This is a genomic window from Paenibacillus sp. OAS669, assembly GCF_014873645.1.
Classification (GTDB): Bacteria; Bacillota; Bacilli; order Paenibacillales; family NBRC-103111; genus Paenibacillus_S; species Paenibacillus_S vulneris.
In genome coordinates this window covers 548,365-571,525 of the sequence record NZ_JADBDR010000001.1, presented here as the reverse complement: position 1 = coordinate 571,525, position 23,161 = coordinate 548,365, and the positions used below count along the sequence as shown (strand labels likewise).

General features: G+C 50.9%; 15 protein-coding genes and 1 pseudogene. 10 read left to right on the top strand and 6 right to left on the bottom strand.

From position 1 onward, the window contains the following. Positions 1 to 187 precede the first annotated feature (187 nt). The 3 genes from GGC63_RS02075 (at position 188) to GGC63_RS02065 (ending at position 4,319) form a co-directional block, all read left to right on the top strand. Positions 188 to 1,885, top strand: a complete 1,698-nt coding sequence (locus tag GGC63_RS02075; RefSeq protein ID WP_192700916.1) for a methyl-accepting chemotaxis protein — start codon at positions 188 to 190, stop codon at positions 1,883 to 1,885. Positions 1,886 to 2,062: 177 nt separating this feature from the next. Continuing rightward, a complete protein-coding gene (argS, locus tag GGC63_RS02070) occupies positions 2,063 to 3,781 on the top strand; it encodes an arginine--tRNA ligase (protein WP_192700915.1) in 1,719 nt (572 codons plus the stop codon). Positions 3,782 to 4,121: 340 nt separating this feature from the next. After that, positions 4,122 to 4,319, top strand: coding sequence for a YqzE family protein (locus GGC63_RS02065; RefSeq protein ID WP_192700914.1), 198 nt, complete (start codon positions 4,122 to 4,124; stop codon positions 4,317 to 4,319). An 88-nt stretch (positions 4,320 to 4,407) separates the two neighbouring features. Here GGC63_RS02065 and GGC63_RS02060 read toward each other — a convergent pair whose 3' ends face one another. From GGC63_RS02060 to GGC63_RS02050, 3 genes are all read right to left on the bottom strand, one after another. Continuing rightward, positions 4,408 to 5,319, bottom strand: a complete 912-nt coding sequence (locus GGC63_RS02060) for a hypothetical protein (protein WP_192700913.1) — start codon at positions 5,317 to 5,319, stop codon at positions 4,408 to 4,410. Positions 5,320 to 5,468: 149 nt separating this feature from the next. Continuing rightward, positions 5,469 to 6,503: a YqhG family protein gene (locus GGC63_RS02055; protein WP_192700912.1), complete on the bottom strand. Its 1,035-nt coding sequence runs from the start codon at positions 6,501 to 6,503 to the stop codon at positions 5,469 to 5,471. Beyond that, positions 6,500 to 8,308 carry a DEAD/DEAH box helicase gene (locus GGC63_RS02050; RefSeq protein ID WP_192700911.1) on the bottom strand — a complete coding sequence of 603 codons (1,809 nt, stop codon included), beginning with the start codon at positions 8,306 to 8,308 and terminating at the stop codon, positions 6,500 to 6,502. The genes GGC63_RS02055 and GGC63_RS02050 overlap by 4 nt, the downstream gene beginning before the upstream one ends. Before the next feature lie 159 nt (positions 8,309 to 8,467). Here GGC63_RS02050 and GGC63_RS02045 point away from each other — a divergent pair, with 159 nt between their 5' ends. Both GGC63_RS02045 and GGC63_RS02040 read left to right on the top strand, forming a co-directional pair. Further along, positions 8,468 to 9,556 (top strand): hypothetical protein, encoded by a 1,089-nt coding sequence (locus GGC63_RS02045; RefSeq protein WP_192700910.1) that lies wholly within the window; start codon positions 8,468 to 8,470, stop codon positions 9,554 to 9,556. 16 nt (positions 9,557 to 9,572) lie between these two features. Next, a complete protein-coding gene (locus GGC63_RS02040) occupies positions 9,573 to 10,415 on the top strand; it encodes a biotin/lipoate A/B protein ligase family protein (RefSeq protein ID WP_192700909.1) in 843 nt (280 codons plus the stop codon). A 37-nt stretch (positions 10,416 to 10,452) separates the two neighbouring features. Here GGC63_RS02040 and dat read toward each other — a convergent pair whose 3' ends face one another. Further along, positions 10,453 to 11,298 (bottom strand): D-amino-acid transaminase, encoded by an 846-nt coding sequence (gene dat, locus GGC63_RS02035; RefSeq protein WP_192700908.1) that lies wholly within the window; start codon positions 11,296 to 11,298, stop codon positions 10,453 to 10,455. A 517-nt stretch (positions 11,299 to 11,815) separates the two neighbouring features. Here dat and GGC63_RS02030 point away from each other — a divergent pair. From GGC63_RS02030 to GGC63_RS02010, 5 genes and pseudogenes are all read left to right on the top strand, one after another. After that, positions 11,816 to 14,350, top strand: coding sequence for an adenosylcobalamin-dependent ribonucleoside-diphosphate reductase (locus GGC63_RS02030; RefSeq protein WP_192701397.1), 2,535 nt, complete (start codon positions 11,816 to 11,818; stop codon positions 14,348 to 14,350). A 132-nt stretch (positions 14,351 to 14,482) separates the two neighbouring features. Further along, positions 14,483 to 15,198: pseudogene (locus tag GGC63_RS02025) on the top strand (hypothetical protein). A gap of 122 nt (positions 15,199 to 15,320) precedes the next feature. Continuing rightward, on the top strand, positions 15,321 to 16,322 hold the full coding sequence (locus tag GGC63_RS02020; protein WP_318780966.1) for an NAD(P)-dependent alcohol dehydrogenase: 1,002 nt from the start codon (positions 15,321 to 15,323) through the stop codon (positions 16,320 to 16,322). A 385-nt stretch (positions 16,323 to 16,707) separates the two neighbouring features. After that, positions 16,708 to 18,627: a PAS domain S-box protein gene (locus GGC63_RS02015; protein ID WP_192700907.1), complete on the top strand. Its 1,920-nt coding sequence runs from the start codon at positions 16,708 to 16,710 to the stop codon at positions 18,625 to 18,627. A gap of 358 nt (positions 18,628 to 18,985) precedes the next feature. Then, the gene (locus GGC63_RS02010) at positions 18,986 to 20,161 is read left to right on the top strand and encodes a DUF4272 domain-containing protein (RefSeq protein ID WP_192700906.1); all 1,176 of its coding nucleotides are present in this window, start codon (positions 18,986 to 18,988) and stop codon (positions 20,159 to 20,161) included. 70 nt (positions 20,162 to 20,231) lie between these two features. On the opposite strand, the gene GGC63_RS02005 is transcribed toward GGC63_RS02010, so the two are convergent. Both GGC63_RS02005 and GGC63_RS02000 read right to left on the bottom strand, forming a co-directional pair. Next, positions 20,232 to 21,290: a hypothetical protein gene (locus tag GGC63_RS02005; RefSeq protein ID WP_192700905.1), complete on the bottom strand. Its 1,059-nt coding sequence runs from the start codon at positions 21,288 to 21,290 to the stop codon at positions 20,232 to 20,234. Further along, positions 21,287 to 23,122: an HSP90 family protein gene (locus GGC63_RS02000; protein ID WP_192700904.1), complete on the bottom strand. Its 1,836-nt coding sequence runs from the start codon at positions 23,120 to 23,122 to the stop codon at positions 21,287 to 21,289. Before GGC63_RS02000 ends, GGC63_RS02005 begins: the two co-directional genes overlap by 4 nt. Positions 23,123 to 23,161: the final 39 nt, after the last annotated feature.

The window sequence follows — 23,161 nt, the reverse complement described above, 5'->3', positions numbered from 1 at the left end:
CGCCACGGATCATAACGATTATAACAGCTAATCCACGGCCAAAGAGTAACAAACTCATTACATTTTGTCAGGAAGCTTATGGGAATTAGGGAGGGTGTGATATAAATCACAGTAGGCGGCAGCGGTTCTGGCTACTATGAAATCAATCACATCTACATCTTGGCTAAAAAGAAAAGAGGGGTCTTCAATGAGATTGGGAATCGTAGGAAAAGTGACTTGGCTAGTTGTCATTGCTGTTGTAACGAGTGTTTTGTCCCTGCTTGTCATCGGCTATTACGTTAATTACAAGCAAATCGACCAAGCGGCCGGCGATGAATTGATAGGCTGTGCAAGCATTACCTCGGGGCTTCTGACGCTGGCCGAAATCAAGGAGCTGGCCAATGGTCAGGCTAGCCAAGCCTTGAGGGATAAGGTGAACTGGATCGTCGACCACAAGCCGATTTTCAAAAACGCCGCCATTATGAGTCTGGACGGGAAGCTGCTCGTTCCTGACAAGCGGCTGGAGAAAGAAGGCTTTAAAGCCGGCGACTCCTTTTACATAGATCGTGAAGCCGTCGATATGCTGGTCAGCATGAAGCACCCTATGGCATCGTCTGTCTATACGTTCGGAGAAGGAGCAAGGAAGACAGGCTACGCTCCGATCTATGCAGATCATGACGCTTCCAAAAACATCGTGGCTTTGATGGCCATCGACTTTGACGCCGGCATCCTGGAGAACCGCACATGGACCATGCTGAGGTTCACGCTCCAGACAGGAGGCATCTTCCCGGTCCTTGCCGCATTCATAGCCTTTCTGTTGATCAGCCGGATGATCAAGCCGATTGAAGCGATTAGCGAAAGAGTCCGCTGCATTGCGGACGGCGATTTGACCGGAGAACCGATCGCGTCCAAAAGCAAGGATGAAATCGGCAGCCTGGTGCAGTCTGTTAATCAAATGACTTCGCATTTGAAGGAAATGATCCAAACGATTGATGACACCTCCCGTGAAGTAAACAAGACGACCAAGCTGCTCGCGGGAGATGCGGACCGTACGGTCGCTTCTATTCATACGATGACATCAGCGATACAAGAAATAGCTGCCGGAGCCGAAGCCCAGGAGAAGGGGACGGAGGATAGCGCCAATGCGATGGAGGAGATTTCCCGCGGTATGAGTGAGATTGCCGACTCTTCGATGGCGATGGCGGAAATGATGTATGACACGTTAAAAGCGGCTGAGCAAGGAAGCGGCAATTTGGATAAAGTGCTGCACCAAATGGATTCCATTCATCATTCTGTCGAATCTTCTTCACAAGCTGTACGTGAGCTGTCCGCCCATTCTGAAGAGATAGGGGAAATCGTAAGGGTGATGAGGGACCTGTCCGCTCAGACGAATCTGCTGGCGCTTAATGCATCGATTGAAGCGTCGAGGGCTGGAGAGGAAGGACGGGGCTTTGCCGTAGTCGCAGGCGAAATCCGCAAGCTGGCCGAGCAGTCGGGCAGATCCTCCGAGCACATCGCGGAATTGATAGAAGCGGTTCAAGGGAAAGTGGCTCACATGGTAGCGGCTATGCAGAGGGAATTGAAAGAGATGGAGCTGGGTAGAAGCTATGTGAATCAAATGGCGGGAGGCTTTCATAGCATTGTAGAGAAGGCGCAAAAAACGAACGAGCAAATTATGGAAATCTCGGCCATATCCGAACAAATATCGGCAGGCTCGCAGGAGGTATCCGCTTCGGTGCTGGAGACGGCTGCCATAGCCAAAAACTCCTCGGTGCAGTCCTCCCAGGCGGCGGGCTTATCTCTCGGCCAGCTGGAATCGATGAGGCAGATTACAGGATCGGTACATAGGATAGAAACGATGTGTGAGGAGCTGAACGTGCTTGTTCGGAGATTTCGCATATCGTAAGGATTTGGCGGGTTCTGCCGCTTGACTCGATTTTTCATGATAGATATAATATGAACATATGTAAATGATGGCAAACTCACAAGACGTATGGCGAGCACCCCGCTTGGGGTGCTTTGTTGCTTGAATATACAGAAACAAACAGAAGATTTCAGGGTGGATGGAAAGGGGTCTATGACGATGAATTATAAGAATATATTGGCGGCACAGCTTGCCTCGAGGCTGGAAGGAGTGACGGAGGATTTCCTTGCAGATTTGGTTGAATACCCGCCGAATCCGCAAATGGGAGACCTGTCCTTACCCTGCTTTAAATTGAGCAAGCAGCTTCGTAAAGCGCCGCAGGCGATTGCAGAGGAATTGAAGCTGCAATGGGAGGGACATCCTGCGTTTCAACGCGTGGAGGCCGTATCCGGTTATTTCAATGTATTTCTGGAGCCGGCAAGCTTCGCTTCCAGCATAATTGGCGAGGTTCTGGAGAAGGGAGACCGTTACGGCTCGCAAAATATTGGCCAAGGCCGCAACATTGCATTGGACTTCTCTTCGCCTAACATTGCCAAGGCCTTCCATATCGGTCACCTGCGTACAACGATGATCGGGAACGCCATTTATAAAATCTATGAGTTTCTGGGCTATAATTGTATTGGAATTAACCATTTGGGCGACTGGGGAACCCAGTTCGGCAAGCTTATCGTAGCGTACAAGCTGTGGGGGGACAAAAGTGTCGTTGAAGCGGACGGAATCGACGAGCTGCAGCGCCTGTACGTGAAATTTCATGACGAGGCCGACGTAAAGCCGGAGCTTGAAGATGAAGCCCGTTCCTGGTTCGTGAAGCTGGAGCAGGGGGACGAAGAAGCTCTGCAGCTGTGGAGATGGTTCGTTGAAATCAGCTTGAAGGAATTCCAAAAAATATATGACCTGCTGGGCGTTCACTTTGATTCTTATGCGGGCGAGAGCTTCTATAACGATAAAATGGCCGCTGTTGTAGAGGAGCTGAAGCAGAAAAATCTGCTTGAAGAGGACCAAGGCGCGCTATTGGTACGCCTGGACGAATACAACATGCCTCCAGCCTTGATGATCAAGAAGGACGGCGGCACACTGTATCATACACGGGACGTTACGGCGGCGATCTACCGCAAGAACACCTATGATTTTGATAAATGTATCTATGTGACGGATGCAGGGCAAAGCCTGCACTTCCAGCAATGGTTTAAAGTCATCGAGCTGATGGGCTACGAATGGGCGGACCGCCTTGTGCATGTGCCATTCGGTAAAGTCAGCCTGGAGGGCGCCAAACTATCGACTCGCAAAGGCAACGTGATTCGTCTGGAAGAGCTGCTGACGCAGGCGATCGAGAAGACCAAAGCGATTATTGAGGAAAAGAATCCGAATCTGGAAAATAAGGATGAGGTTGCCCGCCAAGTCGGCGTGGGAGCTATCATTTTCAATGACTTGAGCAATAACCGGATTAAAGATATCGTGTTCTCCTGGGATGTTGCCTTGAACTTCGACGGCGAGACAGGCCCTTATGTTCAATATACACATACCCGCGCATGCAGCGTGCTGCGCAAAGCCAACGGCGGGGACTCCATCGCATTCGATGCGAAGCTGGAGCAAATCGATGCCTCGCTGCTGCAAAATGCCGAGTCGCAAGGTCTGCTGAAGCAGCTGTACTTCTTCAAGGAGCGTGTTGAGCAGTCGATGCATAAGCTCGAGCCTTCGATTGTCAGCCGCTATTTGGTGGATCTATCACAAAGCTTCAACCGTTTCTACCACGAATGTCCGATTCTGGTGGAGGATCAGGCGCTTCGCCAAGCGCGTCTGGCGCTGGTGAAATGTACCCAATTCACGATCCGCAACGGTTTAGCGTTAATCGGGATCGAAGCCCCGGAAAAAATGTAATCCATTCACCCGATGTCCTCGTGAAAACGAAGGGGATCGGGTGTTTTTTTGTCTGGTCGGAACTCCACACCATTTCATTCATGCACAAACGTATTGGTTTAGCCACGGAAAGTTGGACGTACCCCCCTCGAGGCATCCCCTGCCTCTATATGTAGCATAGTTCGCGCAAAACCGTTTTTTCTCATCAAGGCAAATCCTTCAGCACACGAACTACAGAAACTAGACCAGGAAGGTCTGATGAACTGCGGTTCTATGGCGAATAATTTCATCCTGGAAGAGTATGAGCGCTTGGACAAAGTGGCAACAATGGTACCATATGAACCAGGGAGGAAGATGGCTTATGGCCAAAGGAGATGAGCTGGTCAAATATATGACCGAGCAATTCGTCAAGTATATGGAGACGCCGAGAGAGATTCGCAAGCAAACCCGGGCAACGCAGAGAGAGATGCGGGAGCAATGGCAATACCGATGGTTCGGGATGCTTCCGTTAGCGCTCCGAATGTGGATAGAGAGCCTGGATTGGCGCAAAAAAAAATGAAAAGCTTCTCTCCTTGGCCGCGAAGTGGAAATACTCTTCGTGCTTAAGAGGCGGGAAGCTTTTCTATATAGGAGAGGAGGAGAAAAACCTAATGGAATAGTTTGCCCAGCTTGGAAGCTGCGGAATAGGGAATAGCCCTTGGTCCGTCCTGCTCCAGCAGCAGGAACGCTTCTTCATTCGTCCATTGATGGTACCCGGTCACGGCCAATGGTAAAGTGATGGAGCCGTTGTACAGCTCTGCGACGTACGTGAGCCTGCTTTGCTGCTTGAGAGCGTTTGCAAGCGTCCCGAACGTATCCAATGAAACCGGAGTACCCTTGACCCACGGAAGCCGGTCATAGGGATCGAAGGATTCAAGTTGAAGGCTTGACATTATGGAATGCTTGGTCAGTACGGATGACGCGGGCTCTTTATCCGATGGTACCTCCTCGAGCTGCTTATCGGAGGTAAGCGGGAGTACTTCTCCGCTCTTGGCATCGATGATAAACTGCTCCGTTCCCGAGGTTACTTTCCAGACGGCGTACAAGGGTCCGGAATACCAGCGTTCTGCCTTGTAAGAGGAATGAATAAGTTCAAGCTGTACCAGCGACTGGTACAGAGTGTTCAAGCTGAATAGCGGCTTGCTGCCTCTGCCGTACTCGGCGAGACGATACTTGGATGGATCATTTGGGTCTGCGGCGTAAATAACCATGTAGCCAACCTCCGCCGTCCCTGCTTTGAGCAGCACGATCCAACCGTGAGTGCCCGGACCGAGAGGGGAGCTCGTCCAAGAGGCCTGCTTCCAGGCTTCAAAGCCCTGCTCGCTGGAAATACGCTTCACCCAGCCGTTGACCGCATCCATGAAGGTCGGGCTGGTGACGGTTAGATCCGACGTCGCGGGTGCAAGTTCGGTTGCCGGGATCGGCGGGTTGTCGGGAAGCGCTGCCGTATGAAGCGGCTTCGCTGCCAGGAGGCTTGTCCACAGAAAAAGCCCGGCGAGCCATATTGTCGATCGTTTCATCCTTTCACCTGCTTGTCTTGGATATCGGGCACGGATGCTGTCACTTGAAGGAACTGCTATGCCCTTATTGTATAAAATATGCCTTGAAAAGTTTGTTAGAACCTGTAACGCTGCAAAAAAAAGTTTGCTTCTTTTTTTGGCGCAATTCGTCAGTTCATAGCCGGATTTCTTGCGTGAAGATGAAACAGTCCGCAATTGATGACGGATATTAGGATGCGGGGCCGGAACTGCCAATCGATTTCCTGCCGGCGGTTAGCATATTGAGCTTCGATTTCCTGCCGTTTTTCAATATCCGTATTGAGAATCAGCGGTTCGTAATAGGAGCGTATCCGTTGAAGCTCATCGGCAAGGCGCAGTTGGGCTTCTTCAGCCCAGGAATGGTCGTAGCCATGCAAAATCGTCTCCAGGTGCTGCTCCAAGTAAATGACGGCTCGAGGCAGAGTGAATTTATCAGGAATCATATAGACCTGAGCCGGAATTCTCGGCGACAAGCGTCTGTCACGCAGCCGTTCCTGGAAGTTCTCGCAGATTTCCCCCGTGTTCATCTGGAAGCCGAGAGAATGGATTTCGCTTCGCTTCATATCACAAGCAAACTCTACTTTATAATTCACCTGCATCCAGGTTTCATAGGCCGTTGTAGACAAGGGAGAGGCTTTGCCCTGCTGCTCGGGCTTATGCTGCTCGAATAGATGAACAAACCGGCCCTTGCTGCGGACCGCTTGGAAAATTTGCTCCAGCCTGCGGCTCCCGAACGTGACCTCGTCCTTCGGAACACGGGCGGTCATCTGGGTCGGAACGAAGCCGAAGTAGCGCCCCAGGATACTGTCCTGCTGCGCAGGCGGCCCGGGCGGCCCTCCCGGAGCTGCTCCGGCAGCCTGCGCCGCCATGCCGGGCAGCTGCGCTTGAGGAGCCGGGGATACGGTTTGGCCAGGACCTGCCACTGTGGCTGCAGCGGCGGAGGACGCCTTGTACGCCTCCGGATCGAAGATGAAGGTGCAGGTCATGGTCTCCGGTGCGACACCGGTGCGCTCTACAAAGCTCCAATAATAGGGCCGGTAGGTAAGCTCCTTATCTGCGGAGGGAGAGAGCTTCACGGTGACATAAGCCGGATGCTTCTCCAGGATGTCGCAATTCTCCGCTTCCAAGTAGCGCATAACAAAGCTCTGAATTTCCTCCGTTTTCATGGAGACACCTCCGCTTCGCCGGAAATCGGAGCAGTTTGGCCAACGGCATCCAGCATGGCGGTCAGCCTGTTCCCTTCCTGGACCTGGCTCTCTCTTTCTACCTCCGAGCGGATGGTAGACAACGACCGCCCGAGATCGTCCATTTGTCGGCGGATATCTTCTTCTCCGGAGGAGGAGAGAATCATTTGGGCCAAATGCTTCTCCAGCGAATTTGTTTTCTCAAACCGTTCAAGAATGGTATCAAGCTCCCCGATGACGAGCTCGAACATGTTGATTTTTTCATGGAGCAGGGACAAAATATATTCTTCTATCGTTCCCTTGGTAGATAAGTTATAGATGTGTACATCATCCTGCTGGCCAAGCCGATGGACGCGGCCAATCCGCTGCTCCACTCTCATCGGATTCCATGGGAGGTCGAAGTTGATCATGTTATGGCAGAACTGCAGATTGATGCCCTCGCCTCCGGCTTCGGTAGCGACCAGGACCTGGGCGCGGTTGCGGAATAAATCCATCATCCAGTCTTTTTTGCCCCGGTTCATCCCGCCGCGGTAAGGAACAGCCGAAATTTTGTGCTCCTTCAAATATTGAATCAAATACTCCTGAGAGGCCCGATATTCTGTGAAGATGATGACCTTATCATTAATCTCCCGGATCAGCTCCATCACCTTCTCCGCCTTCGTATTCGCTTTAATGCTGCGGATCAGCTCCACCAGCTGCCAAATACGCGGACGTATCGGGGAGTCCTCCGCCGTCTTCTTGAACATATTGACCAGCGTTATGAATACAGCATCGCGGCTGCTGCATACCTCCCGCTGAAGGGTTACGAGCGATAAGATGCTGCTGAGATCGCCCTTGGATTCTTCATAGCGGTTTTTGACGAAGTCGGTGACACCGTCGTAAAGCGCTTGCTCCTCGGGGGACAGCGTAAGCGGAATGTTGCGGACGATTCGCTTGGTGAAGTGCACGTTGCCGTCGCTTCGTCGATTGCGGATCATCACCTTCGACAGCTCCTGCTGCAGCTGATCTTCATTTTTCGGAATGCGTTTATCAACGACGAAATTGGCCTGAAAGCTGCCATGCCCGCCAAGCTGTCCAGGCTTCAGCAGCGTAATCAAGTTATACAGCTCGCCCAAATCGTTCTGCACCGGTGTTGCGGTCAAGAGCAGGCAATACTTTTTGCGGAGCTCATTGATGAATTGGTAGTTGGTCGTTTTCTTGTTCTTAAGCTTATGAGCCTCATCGACAATCAGCATATCGTATTCCATCCCAAGGACGATTTCCCGGTGCGGATCGCGCTTGGCCGTATCCATGGAAGCGACGATAACGTCGTACTGCGCCCACATATATTCCTTTTTCTGGGCAACGGCTGCAATGCCGAATTTCTGATTCAGCTCCCGCACCCATTGCAGCACAAGGGAGGCAGGGACGAGAATCAGCACTTTTTTGACCAGGCCGCGAATCATATATTCTTTTAATATCAACCCGGCTTCAATCGTTTTGCCTAAGCCCACCTCGTCGGCCAATATCGCTCTTCCGCGCATTTCGGTCAGCACTCTTTTAGCCGTTTCAATTTGATGGGGCATTGGAGTTACATTTTGGATATGAACGAGTGATTGCAGCTGGTCAAAGCTGGAAATCAGCGACGACTTCTCGGCTTCATAGGCAAGCTGATACAACGTCCAGTCATCCCACGGACCGTTGCGAAGCGCTCTTTCGTGTAATTGCTCGAACCATTCCCGCTCATAATGCAGCTGTACATGTTCGTTAAAAGGCCGCACGTGTTCTTGTTTGTCTGTTGGTTGCATTAGCATGCCACTCCTTTTGACGCTTCCTTACATAGAAGGAAAGCTGGCAAACATAAGGGTAAAGCGTTAAAAATTAGTATGGACGAAAAGAACTACTTTCATAACCCGCATGAATGCTATATGATGATTAAATACAAGGTGGGAAAGGAAGGATGGGTATTGAAGGTATGGCTAACCTCTCTTGCTGCGGTTGTCCTGATCGGATTTGGCCTGTACCATTATGTAAGCAGGGACGTGAAACCGAAGCTGACTACGATTGACGCCGAGACCACTCAGGCCATCGATGAAACCGGAGATTTGCTGGTGACCGATAACCATCAGGTATTTTCCGTTAACAGCAAGACACAGCAGGGCAAGCTGATTTTGCAGACGTCCCAGCCGATAAGCAGCATCAATTATACCTCGGATCATACGGTGATCACGGTGTACAATCCGGAGGATGCCAAAGCGTTCAAGGGCTTCTATATAAGGGACAAGCAGTCGGACCATTTTGCCCAATATGCCACTCCGCAGCTATCGCCTAAGCACAGCTATGTGTATGGGGATTGGATGTTCGTATCGTCCGCAGAAACAACGGCACAAAAAGGGGCGGACATGACCAAGGTCGGCATTTACCAGCTCAAGGAGCATAAATGGGTGAAGGAATGGCTCGTGCCCGGCGGCGTAGAGGATGTTAGAGGCTCCGGCAAGGAGGTCTATTTCGTCACCTCCAACAATACGGATACCAGCTCCAACCTGTATAAAGCCGATTTGCAAAGCGGGGACTGGGGCAAGATGATCCAGGAGGCCAGACGGTATCCCCTCGATCAAGTCAGCATCGATTCGAACGGAGAAGTATACATGATGATCTCCCAGCGAAAGAAGACGGAATGGTCCAATAAAATATTCAAGTTTAATCCGCAGCAAGTGCCTTACGAGCTTACAAGCAATTTTGTATCCAATACGAGGCCTTATTCCTTTACGATATCCGCTCTGCAAGGTAAAATGCTAATTGATCGTTTTGACGTGACGAACAACACTCCGGACATTGAGAAGCCTCTGGCTCTGCTGGATTTGAAAAGCCATAAACAGATGCAGCTGGCTTGGGATCATCGGCCGGTAAGCATCACGACGCTTGGCGATCAATTCGCCGTTCTCGGAGAGGACGGGGCGATTGCTTTAGTCGGTTTGGATGCGACCGAGAAGCCGCAGCTTGAATTTAAGCTGGAGGAGTTAACGGAAGGCAAGGAAATTTGCGGGAAAAGATGAAAGGCGGTTAGACAGCATGAAGCCGACATGGCGATTTGTTTCCTCGGGATTGCAGCATCCCGCTTATAATATGGCTGTGGACGAAGCGATTCTGATCGCGCACAGCGAAGGAAAGTCGGGGCCTACGGTCCGATTCTACGGATGGAATCCGCCGACGCTATCGATAGGATATTTTCAAAAGTCGGAGGAGGTTCATTTTGAACAGCTCCAAAAGGAAGGGCTTGGCTTTGTCCGCAGGCCGACAGGCGGCCGTGCCGTACTGCATGATAAGGAATTGACGTACAGCATCATCGTCTCGGAGAGCTATCCTGGCATTCCGAGCGGTGTTACGGAAGCCTATCGGGTTCTGAGTGAAGGGTTGCTGTTCGGCTTCCAGAAGCTGGGGCTGGATGCGCAAATGGTTCATCTGGCTACGGAGGAAGAGAAGAGCAAGTATGCTTCCATGGGCTCTGCGGCGTGCTTTGACTCTCCATCGTGGTATGAGCTCGTGGTCGAAGGGCGCAAAATTGCCGGCAGCGCCCAAACCCGGCAGAAGCAGGTCGTTCTGCAGCATGGCTCGATTCTGCTGGACATGGATACCGATCAGCTGTTTCGCGTGCTGCAATTCAAGAATGAGCGGATTCAAGCCAGATTGAAGCAGCAGTTTACGCAAAAAGCCGTGGCCATCAACGATATTTGCCTTGAATTAGGCAGAGCGCCGGTACAGCTTCAGGATCTGGAACGCGCATTCCGGGAAGGAATGGCGGAAGGATTGAACGTGGAGCTGGAGGAAAGCGGGCTGACGGAATACGAGCTGTCGCTAGTCGAGCAGCTGATGGCAGACAAATATGCCAACGATGAATGGAACCTTCGGAGATGATTCTCCGAAGGTTTTTTGCTGCGTAGGGGGAGAAAGATCAGCTCTTTATTGCTGCTTTGGGAAGACGCTCTTCAAAGGCTCTTTGGAGCTTCACTGTGACCGGTCCGGGTACTCCCCGGCCTACTGTTTGCTTATCAATACAGATGATCGGAGTAATCTCCGTGGTCGTTCCGGTAATAAAAGCTTCGTCAGCCGTCCGCAGATCATCTAGAGTAAACGCTTCTTCCCGAACGGGGAGGTTGAGCTGGCGAGCCAGCTGAAGCACAAAAGCCCGGGTAATGCCATGCAAAATCAGGTGGTTGGCGGGATGCGTTCTGAGCTCTCCGTTCTTGACGATCATCATGTTCGAGGCGCTGCATTCCGTAACGGTTCCGCTGCGGTGCAGTATGACTTCATGAGCCCCTTGATCCAGCGCATGCTGCTTGGCCATAACGTTAGGAAGCAGGTTCAATGTCTTCAGGTCACAGCGAAGCCAGCGGATATCCTCCATGGTGATTGCTGTTATCCCCTTCTCCATGGTTTCAAGAGGTCTGGCCATCTCCGTCGTATAAGCCATGAGCACCGGCTCAGCTTGTGCAGGGAATGGGTGAGATCTTGGTGCGGCGCCACGGGTAATTTGCATATAAACCGTACCCTCCGCAAGCTCGTTCAGCAGGATCAATTGGTTCAGCAGCTCATCCAGATGCCGCGTTGAATAAGGGAGCGGAATCCGCACATCTCTGGCGCTTTTCTCCAGTCGTTCGTAGTGGCCTTCGGCTTCAAACAAAATGCCGTTGTAGACACGGAACACCTCGTATACCCCGTCTCCGAAATAGTAGCCGCGATCATCCGGAGATATGCGGACCTGCTCCTTGTGAACAAACTCATTTTGGTATAAATACATTCAAACGGGCCTCCTTAGGGCAAAATATACAGGAACATATGTTTGTTATTTTTGCATAAACTATGTTATAATACCAATCAACGGATAGGCTGAGGATTATCATTTTCCCTGCTACTCAAATAGGTTATCAATGATAGAAACAGATGTCAAAATCGAATGGATCGCCCTGAGGGTGCAACGATTTTTAGCAGGATGCCAATAGGTCTCCGGACTCTAATTGACCATTTTTCGCCGCTGGGAAGCACTGATTTTTGTCGAATAAAATGAAGCTGGTGTTAACGAAAAAAAGCGAATAAAGGAGCAAATAGGAGTATTCGGCTCGACGTCTTGTCCTAATTTCCAAATTCCGCTACTGGCCCATTAGAAGCACTATATATTGTATTGTATAATGGATAATGCATACCAGATATTGTGATATTTGTTGTAGTTTAATTTTCGGGAGGTTGTTGTATTGAACACGGTGAACGGCAATAAACTCGAGGGATTAAGTGAAAAAATATTTCTAGACCGCTACGCGATGAAGGACGCGGATACGAACCATACACAGGTTGGAGATACCGTACTTGTTTTAACGAAGGACGATCCTAAATTTCCGGCCAAGGAAGTCGGCGAGGTTGTCTCAAGAGACGGTAAGCAAGTTCGTGTAAAGCTTCGCAGCGGAGATATAGTGGAATCTTCCATAGAGAAGCTTACTTTAACATTGGAGAAAACACCGGAGCAGCTGTGGGACCGGTTGGCCCGGGCCATGGCTTCAGTCGAAGCAACCCCCGAGAAGCAGGACGAGTGGACTCATAAATTTAGATATATATTGGATGATTGGAAGCTGGTTCCCGGAGGCCGGATTGCTGCAGGCGCGGATGCCAGCGATGAGCTGACGTTGTTTAACTGCTATGTTATTCCGTCACCGCATGACAGCCGCGGAGGCATAATGAGCACACTCTCCGAAATGACAGAGATTATGGCGCGCGGAGGCGGCGTCGGCATCAATCTGTCCTCATTACGTCCGCGGCGCGCTGTAGTAAAAGGAGTTAACGGCTCCTCAAGCGGTGCCGTATCCTGGGGCGGATTGTTCAGCTATACGACCGGTCTGATCGAGCAGGGGGGCAGCCGCCGCGGCGCCTTGATGCTCATGATGAACGACTGGCACCCGGATGTCGTAGACTTTATTACTGTCAAGCAAACGATGGGACAAATCACGAATGCCAATCTGTCCGTCTGCGTCAGCAACGGCTTCATGAAGGCCGTGAAGGAAGATCTGAACTGGGATCTTGTCTATCCTGATACGACGGACCCTGAGTATGATGAGCTGTGGGACGGAGATTTGGACAAATGGAAGAAGCTCGGCAAGCAGGTGAACGTGTACCGCACGGTGAAGGCGCGCGATGTATGGCATACGATTATTGAATCGGCGTGGAAATCGGCAGAGCCTGGCGTCGTATTCATGGAGTACTACAATCAGATGTCCAACAGCTGGTACTTTAATCCGATTATTTGCACCAATCCATGCGGGGAGCAGGGGCTGCCTGCCTGGGGCGTCTGCAATTTGTCAGCAATCAATTTATCCCGATTCTATGATGAGACTAAGCAGGACGTGGCATGGGAAGAACTCGGCAAGGTCGTTCGCTACTCCACACGCTTCCTTGATAACGTTATAGATAAAACGCCTTACCATTTCGAGCAAAACCGGATTAACCAGCAGGGTGAACGCCGTGTAGGGCTTGGTACGATGGGTCTGGCAGAGCTGATGATCAAGCTCGAGATTCGTTACGGCAGTCCGGAGTCGCTCGTATTTCTGGATCAGCTTTACGGTTTTATCGCCAAAGAAGCTTACCTTGCTTCGGCGGATATCGCCGCCGAGAAGGGCAGCTTCGAGAAATTCGAAGCCGAGCCGTTCCTGCAAAGCGGCTTCATGAAGTCGATGACGAGCGTCTATCCCGAGGTTGGAACAGCCATTCAGAAAAAGGGTATGCGCAACGTTACTGTTATTACGCAAGCACCTACAGGCAGCACAGGGACCATGGTTGGAACCTCTACAGGGATCGAGCCGTACTTCGCATTCGAGTACTATCGGCAGAGCCGTCTAGGCTTCGACAAGCAGTATGTGCCTATTGCCCAAGAATGGAAGGACGCTCATCCGAATGAGGAGCTTCCCGACTACTTTGTGACGGCGATGGATTTGTCGGCGGAGGATCATATTCGAGCCCAAGCCGCTATTCAGAAATGGGTCGACAGCTCCATCTCGAAGACGGCCAACTGTCCTTCCGATTTCACCGTAGAAGAAACCAAGCGATTGTATGAGCTTGCCTTCGATCTTGGCTGCAAAGGGGTAACGATCTATCGTGACGGCAGCCGCGATGTGCAGGTGCTTTCCACGGATAAGAAGGAGGAGACTTCTACTCCATCGGAGACGTTGAAGGCTGAAGCGAAGCCGGAGGCGGCACAAGCGGGCGAGGAACTCAAAGCAGTCAGCAGCGTGCTCCAATCTATGGCGGTTTCTGCCGATGCGAAGCCTGGCACGGTAGTGGATAAGGAATACAAACGCCGTCCGCAAATCCTGCGCGGCGCTACTTATAAATTCAATACACCGTTCGGAATGGCCTACATTACGATTAACGATATGAACGGCTCTCCGAGTGAAATCTTCTTGAACGTTGGGAAAGCGGGCTCCGATGTGTTCGCGATGTCTGAGGCATTAGGCCGAGTCATTTCCTTGTTCTTGCGTTACGGCGACCATGGTAATAAGGTGCAGCTTCTGACAAAGCATCTTAAAGGCATTGGAGGCTCCGGTGCGATCGGCTTCGGTGCCAACCGTGTCGAATCGATTGCGGATGCGGTTGCCAAGGCGCTGGAGATGCACGGCGATTTCTCCGACGAGGCGGACGCTTACGTCACAGCAACTCAGGAAGTCGTCACAGAGACGACGGCCCAATACGCAGTGAACCGCCAGTCGGCGACTTCGCTCGACTTGTGCCCATCCTGCGGCAGTGCTTCACTTATTAACACCGAGGGCTGCAAAAACTGCAGCAACTGCGGCTATAGCAGATGTAGTTGAGGGTAAAGAGAGGGGGAGTCCCTCTCTTTCTTTTAATATTTAGGCTATGTTAAACCTTATTGTTGATATTTGATGGTTACGAACATTTGTTCTATAGTGGGGGTAATCATATGGTTTGGAGCTGATTACCCTATGGATATAAAGGAACTGATAAAACTCGCTAAGGGCTTGGACAGTAAGGACAAGCAACAGCTTATTCTCTTTTTGCAGTCGGAAACCAAAGGTGGGGCAGCTCCTTCCCGAGTGATTGATGAAAATCAAGAGCAAAAGCATAAAGACGGGCTGGTTTGCCCGCATTGCCATAGCCATAGCGTTGTTCGTTTCGGAAAGTACACAATTACAACACGAGCGGGAGCGGTCAAACGCTAACGTTATCGCTGCAAGTCTTGCCTTCAGACGTTCAATGACCTGACGAATACGCCTCTCCAGCGGACGCGGCGACCTCATCTGTGGGTTCGCTTTATCGAACTGATGATTGAAGGGTTTTCGCTGCGAAAATGCGCCGAACTGATGTATGAAGAGGTTTCATTCGTGATCCTCTTTTACTGGCGCCATAAGATTCTCGCTGCGCTTAAACACATTACCGTTTCAAGTCCGAAGGGAAACAGCGCGTCAGCGTTTACCATATCCAGAACGTCAACAGCTACCATAGCCGTCTGAAGAAGTGGATGGACCGTTTCAACGGTGTGGCAACTAAATATTTGGAGCATTACCTGGCGTGGTTCCGCTATCTTGACAGCAAGGAATATGAGAACACAACGTCGAATAAGAAAAACATGTTGGTGTCCTCATGCCTTTTCTCTGTGAAGAATACGAACGCTAGGCTTCGACGGATGGCATACTGTTGAGTGATCGCGAGTATAGTTTAGGCTGAAACCAGAAATGTGTGCTTTGCGAATGGTCGGACTCAACCATGTTAGAAAAGACCTATGCAATGAACATTAGTTTAGGATTGGAAGGAGGTCGTCAAGTGAAACAAGGGGTAGGTAAAATGAGGGCACTGGTGTATGATACCTACGGAACGCCCGATGTCCTACGAATGGAAGAAGTGGAAATCCCCCAACCTTTGGATCATGAAGTGCTGATCAGAGTGCACGCTGCATCGGTGAATTCCTGGGATTGGGATCTCCTACGTGGAAAACCGTTTCTGACCCGACTTGGCGGACTTCGCAAGCCCCGTTACCGCACCCTAGGCGCTGACATAGCGGGGCGGGTAGTCTCTGTGGGCGCTGCTGTCAATAAGTTTAGGCAGGGGGACGAAGTTTTTGGAGACATTTCTGGTTGCGGTTGGGGCGGGTTTGCTGAATATGTATGCGCTAACGAAGAAGCATTGACGCAAAAACCTGAAGGTTTGAGTTTTGAACAGGCAGCCGCCATTCCACAAGCGGCTGTTCTAGCCTTACAAGGATTACGTGATAAAGGAAAGCTTTCAAAAGGTTATCAGGTTTTGATTAATGGGGCGGGCGGCGGTGTGGGTACATTTGGAATTCAATATGCCAAATTGCTTGAGGTTGATGTGACTGGTGTGGATAGAGCTGAGAAGCTGGAAATGCTGCGTTCAATCGGAGCAGATCACGTGCTGGATTATACGAAAGAAGATTTCACCAACAGCGGTCGGCGTTACGACGTGATCCTTGATGTTGTCGGGAATCGTTCAATTTTCGAGATCAAGAAAGCACTCAAATCAGGAGGCACGTATGTCATGGTTGGCGGTTCTCTGCCTCGGATCTTTCAGGCTTTGCTGGTGTCTCCGTTGATCGCTTGGGTTGAAAAGAAGAAAGTGAAGGTACTAGTTCATAAACCGAACCATAACGATCAGTTGGTTTGGAAATCCTTGATAGAAACAGGTCAGGTCACGCCAGTTATAGATCGACGGTTTTCTTTAAAGGACACAGCAAAAGCACTTGAGTATTTTGGAGAAGGTCGCGTGGTAGGCAAGGTTGTCATTAATTTGGAAACACAGGTTCATTGAGAGTCAGTTACGGAGAACTCTTTAGCTGAAAAACCCGCCGTACAATGGCGGGCATCTTTCAAAACTCGTCCAAGGTGATACGCCAAGAAAAAGCTCGAAACGCTTTGGCAGGAAAAGCTCCGTAGATACTGCCGGAGGTGGAGCCCTGGGAGCCGTAGTCGGCTCTGCATTGGGTCCTGTAGGCACTATTGTTGGCGGCATTGTAGGCGCTGCTGTAGGTAACAAGGCAGGAGAAAGTGTCGGAGCAAATGTTGACGATAACGATCAAGCTGGTAATTTATTTTTAGCATGTGACCTTGTTTCAAATCTATCGTCTTGGGGTAATAAAGGTTGAATCATATGTTCTTTATTATATGAGATATGAGAAAGGAAAGAAGGGCGGACTATGCAGCAATTAACGGAAATCGACCACCAGGTTCTTTTTGAACAAGTATATCGCATTGCTCCCATAGGCATCGCTTTTGTCTCATTAGACAGAAAGTGGGTCAATGTAAATCCCACCATGTGCAGAATATTCGGTTATTCGGTAGAAGAGCTGAGGGAACTTACTATGAGAGACCTGCTCTTTGAAGCAGCCGAAAGCCAGACGGAGGTTCTAATAAGTGAATTGCTAGATAACGGGAGAGAATCCTGCCAAGCGGACGAACGTTTCGTACAGAAAAACGGCGAAATGATTTGGGCTTCCTTGCACGTTTCTCTGGTTCGCGATGAGAATGATGGAAGTCCGCAATATTTCATTTTCCAGATCATTGACAATACGAGGAATAAGCTTGCCGAGCAAAAGCTGCAGGAAAGCATTGAACGCTATACTTCATTAAAAAAATACAATCATGACGCTATCATATCTTTTGGACTGGATGGTAATATTATTAACGGTAATCAAATGGCGGAGCAATTAACCGGCTATAAAATAGAAAAGCTAATCGGAGAGAGTATCTCCAAAATCCTGGGACCTAAAATTTTGGCTGATATTTTTTCCTCAGCTCAGGATTATTCGTCTGTAGAAAAAAATATTAATTATATTTATCACAAAGATGGACATACGGTTGAAGTGCTGGCCACTTTGGCTCCCATTTTTATACATAGTAAGAACTTCGGATTTTATCTCATTGCCAAGGATATGACGGAGCAAAAGCGGCTGCTTATAGAAAAAGAGGCTGCTGAGAAAACGAACAAGGCCAAGAGCGAGTTTTTGGCCATGATGAGTCATGAGATCCGGACCCCTATGAATGGGGTTATCGGCATGACGGATTTACTGTTGGAGACCCAATTGGATTCGGAGCAGCAGGAGTATGCGCAAATTATAAAAAAAAGCGGGAACACACTTCTCACGATCATTAACGATATTCTGGATTTTTCCAAAATCGAGTCAGGGGTTTCTGAGGTCGCTATGGAACCGTTCAATGTTCGAGTCATTGTCTCGGAAACTATCAATATTATTATGCCAAGAGCATTGGAAAAGAGCTTGGTGATTTCTACCTCGGTTTGTCCTAATGTTCCTAATATTGTAGGTGGCGACGACACGAAATTAAGGCAAGTGCTTATTAATTTGCTTAGTAATGCTGTGAAATTTACAGCGGAAGGCACGATATCCGTTTCGGTGGAGTGTCTGTCCCTCGAACGGGATCATGTTTGTCTTCAGTTTTCTGTTCAGGACACGGGGATTGGTATTCCTAAGGACAAAGCCGCATACTTATTTGAGCCATTTTACCAAGTCGATAATTTCATGACCCGTAAGACAGAGGGGACAGGCTTAGGCTTAGCTATTTGTAAAAAGCTGGTTCAGCTTATGGGCGGGGAAATCACCTATGAAGCCTCGGCTGAACCATCCGGATCGCGGTTTGTCTTCACGACCCAATTTCAGCTTGAACCCCATTCGGAGACAAATTCCTTAGAATATGCTCTTGATCCTATAAGTATGACGGACAATACTCTTCATATTCTGATAGCTGAGGATAATGCCGTGAATCAGATCGTGTTAAAGAAGATGGTTGAGAAGCTGGGATATCGGCCTGCTATCGTGGAAAATGGCCTTGATGCGGTTGAAGCGGTTCAACGCTTCCCTTATGATATTATTTTTATGGATGTGCAAATGCCGGGAATGGACGGATTGGAAGCCACCCGGCAGATTAAAGCCAATATGACGGGTGGGAAAACTCCATTCATTGTAGCGGTAACGGCTCATGCCATAAAAGGCGATCGCGAAAGATATTTATCCCAGGGAATGGATGAATATGTGAGTAAACCCATTAGTATGAATGCGGTAGCTTCAATTATAGAGAAGTTTATGGAGAACACACCTTAGGGTGTGTTTTTTAGTATGGGATAGATACTGATCGCTCTACTAAAGGTTGGGGGAGGGGATACGGATACTTTCTCTATAGTCATCCTCTACTGTTCGGTGAAAATAAAGTATTTTCTTAGTGCTTAGGTTAAGATAAGTCCCCTATTCGGATGCGTTGCTCTCGTGCCGACTGGGGCTGGCGTGTTCGAGCTCTCCAAAATGAGCGTAACACCCGAGTTGCGGGGGCGCGAATTCGGGCGGAAGAGCGGATGTGTTTATGGATATGGAACTGCAGGCGTCTGCCGGTCATGCTAGAATTTGACAGCCGCTTTTGGGGTCAAGTAATCTAGTAATAGTATTTCCCAGAGGAGGCATGGCATTGAAATATTTTACTATATTTGCATCCAGAAACGATATGGACGATATCGAAGATATCATTACGGACCTGTATGCGAAAGACCATACCATCGAGAAAAATAGAAATGATTATACTGTCGAGACAGGCTCGCTGTTCAACAAGCGGAAGACGATTATCCGGGTGTCGAATGAACGCACGAATCCCGCTTACTTCGAAACGAATATTCCCGGGATGATGGGGTTTTACGACCGCATTCCTTTTGCCGACGACCATCGGAAGGGACTGGTCTTAACGCAAATCTCCGTATTGAATACGATAATCGCGCTCGAAGCGGAGAAGGAGCTGAACGAGAAGCAGCTGCAGCTATGCATGGCGCTGCTGTCCAAGGTCGAAGGGATCGGCTTTTTGCAGGATGGAACGCTTCTTGATTACGACGGTCAAGTCATTGTGTATCCTGACGGAACGTCGGGTCCGGCCGATTTCCGGCCCCGGGCCTGCACCGTGAAAGTGCTCGGGCCGGAGGCTGTATCCGATGAGGGCGAGCGAAGAAAAAGAGCCTCCATCGATTATATCCGGGAGCGCGGTGTCCCGCATCTGGAAGCTTTGCCTCAGCTGCCGTCCGCAGCCGAATGCCGATGGAAGTCACAGGAAGAGATCGCCAGGAGAGCGGTTGCTCTGCTGATCGTGATCCAGTACGCTTGCGACATCGCACAAGGCGGCGACCTCGCCGAGTCTAAGGATTTTGTTATGAATACGCTGCGGAAATTCGGCGTAGAGGACGAGTTGACCCCAAACGAACGCCGGCTGCTGGAAGCGGAAGAACCGGCGCCGCAAGAGGCCGTCAATATCGCATGGCAGTACGAAGCGTACTGGCCGCTGATCTGGGCGCTGCAGCTGGTGGAGACGCTGGAGTTCCCCGACCGGATTTGCGATTGCAACTATGCGATTGAGGTCGTCTCCCGCTGCGGCTCGTTCGAGGAATTTTACCGGCAGACGGCCATGCGCAGCCGGGAGGAAATTTTGGATGAGGCGGACAAAATCTATCGTCTGCAATGGGCGTGCGTAAACAGCCGCATCCAGGGACAGGAAGCCCCTGCAGGCATGAACGAGAGCGTCGTGATGGAGAGGCGCAGAGGATTGTTCTGGATGGTCGGCTGCGACGACGAGGAATGGGATCATATTCCGATGGATACATAAATAGCGATAAGAACATGCGCAAGGACCGCTCGGAAGATAACCGGGCGGTCCGTTTTCGATTTCGAACGGCTTAGTCGCGCAATGCGACCGAGGCCAGTTCGGAATAAACTGTATTACCGTTGCGCTGGTCGTACTTCTGTGCTGCGGAGATCGCAAGCCCGCCCAAATGCCGTGCCAGCTCTTCCAAAGACATATCCCCGTTCGCCCATACGAATGATGCCGGCAGCCTGGGCCGGTAAACCGGATCCTCCGCGGCGATCCTTCGCAGCAGCTTTGACGAATACAGGTGGAAAAGCATCGTCTGGTATGGATCCTCATGCTGCAGCGTCAAGGCGATATGCTGTTCGAACAATTCGATCCCTTTCTTCGGATTGGCTACCGCCAAATACTCGATATGCCTCGCAAGGGCCCCGACAAAATCCCGCTTTCCTTTGACCAGCCTGTAGCCGCGGGTATGCGCCTTAGCCGCTTCCTCCGCGGACCGCGCGCGATACAGCGGAAGCAGAAGATAGGAGATCGTAATATGAGGCACCTCGGCGCAGCGCATCGAGCCGGACAAAATAGGCTTAGCCGCTTCCAGCGCCTTCTCGTCGTCCCCGGCTTCGGCGTAATACTGCACAATTTGATTTTGCTCGCAGGCGATGCAGTCGCTCATGTCGTCTCTTCGCAATGTTTGAAAGCGTTCCATGAATGTCCCGGCTTCTTGCAAACGGCCCAGATCCATGGCCAGCCGGAAGCGGTAATACCAATACGTGCGGGGGCCATACCCGTGCTCCTGGTATCGTTTGCCCAAATCCTCGGCCAGCGCTTCGATCTGCTGCAGCGGAATATCCGGGAAGTGGGAGATTTCCCCGAGAATCCATTTGTACGACCATAACAGATCGTAGCTGTCGAATAATTCGGGATGCCGGTCGTACTGTCCCAGCTGCCACGAGAACGCAACGACGGCTTTCAGCGGAAATCCGTTAAAAATAGACGTTCGGACGATATCGCTCCTTATATCGTAAGCCAGCTCCAGCAGTCCTTCGGCATCGGCGATGCGCACCGCCGCCTCCAGCACCTCGAGCTTCGCCGCGCCGTCCGGAAGCGATCCTGCCTCCTGAAGCAAAGCCTGCAAATCCTGATTCATTCGGAAGTCCCCCCATTCTTGGACGTGGCGGCAAGTCCCCATTCGATAAAGCGGACGATGCCTTGATTCATCGCATTCAATTCCCGCCGGGTCATCGGATAATGTCCCATCATCAAGGCGTTTGTGTACAGCACTTCTACCGCGGCCGGAAGCATCTGCGGATGAGCAGACGCGAATACGCGTGCTATCATCGGATTGTCCAGATTAAAGTAGAGGGTGGAATAGGCGGATTCGTTCAGTCCCGCACTCAAATTACCCAGCACGGAGGCTAGCAAATCGGGGCTCGATTCCCGGGCATTCTCGATGGAGCGGAGAGCCGACGATTCTCTTGATAACGTATAGAGCGCGGGTAGCTCGGACGGCTTGAACCGTTTCAGCTGCACCTGGCATTTAAAGCTTTGCAGCGCCGCATCCGCCAGACGGATCGCTTCGTAATAACGGCTTTTTTCCTCAAGGGTAAGATCGGCGAAGGCCAAAGATACATCTTCCGGAACAAGGCGTTCCAGCTCCAGCTCCGGCTTCAGGTAGGCCAGCCCCTCCAGCAGCTCTGCATTGTAGATATAGCCCCCGTTCAGGACAAGCTGCGATTGCGCCGCCGCTACATGGGCAATCTGCCGATATTCATCCACGGAGAGGGTATAGTAAAGCTTTCTTCGCTCATTGAGCAGCTCTCCCAGCGTACGCTCGCCATAGGTGCTTTCGAAGGCCAGCCAGCGATAAATAACCGAGAGAAAATCCGCGTCTTCGGCCGCCAGCGCTTTCATGGATAGCACATGAAGTCCGATCACGTGCTGCAGCCGGTCCGGCTCATACTCTCCCATCCGCATCAGCTCATCCCGAATGGCCTGCCCCAGCTCGTTTCTGACTTCCTGCAGTCGTTCATCCTCATAGAAATGCTCGCGCGAGGCGGTCGGCTGCAGCTCGTCGGTCCAAACGAGACATTTGACGAAGAAAGCCCATTCCGGCAAAATGTTGTCCGCTTGATCCGATACAAGCATTTGCTTTAAATAGACTCTGTGCGCCCGCCGTGCGTTCAAGTTGACGGTATGCGGCAGGATGAAGGCTATGCCGCCGGTCCGGCCGTTTGAAGTGCGCAGCGGAATGAAGTCCTGGAATCGTTCCCCGAGCAGCCGCTGTCCGAAAGCCAGTACCTCGTGGCGGCTGCCACGAGCCAATTCAGGCTCTTCGATCCAGGCAGGGCGGGAGCTGTTGATAATCTCCTGCATTCCGTCCGCTCTGAGAGTGACGGGGTAAGGCAGCAGAGCGCCGTAATAGAAGAGCAGTTCCTTGATCGTCTCCGGCTCGAAATATGATTCGCAACCCGGCTTGCTGCGCAAGTAGACGCGGGTTCCCGTGGACAGACGGGTATCCAGCTTGCGGATCGTATACGTGCCGTCAGGCTTGCCGCGCCATTCCATCGAAGGCCCGCCCTCGGCCGATTGCGTCAGGACGATAATTTCATCACTGACCATAAAGCAGGACAGCAGGCCGATGCCGAAACGCCCGATAAAGGACGTTTCGGCCGCCAGGAAATCTTCCCCGACCTTGGAGGAATGGCCGATCATGGCCAGGAAACGGTGGATATCCTCCTCGGTTAAGCCGATGCCGTTATCTTCGATGGTCATCGTCCGATTGGACCCGCTGCCCGCAATGTCCACCGACACTTGTCCCGCGTTTGCCGGGTCGATTGTATTTCTTGCCGTAATGGCGTCCGTTGCGTTCTGCAGCAGCTCGCGCAAGTATACCTTCGGACTGCTATACAAATGGTTGGATAAAATGTTGATCATGCCGCTCAAATTGACCTGAAACCGATATTCATTTTGTTCGTTCATCGGACACACTCCTTTTCTTGCTTTCCTTTCTATTCTACA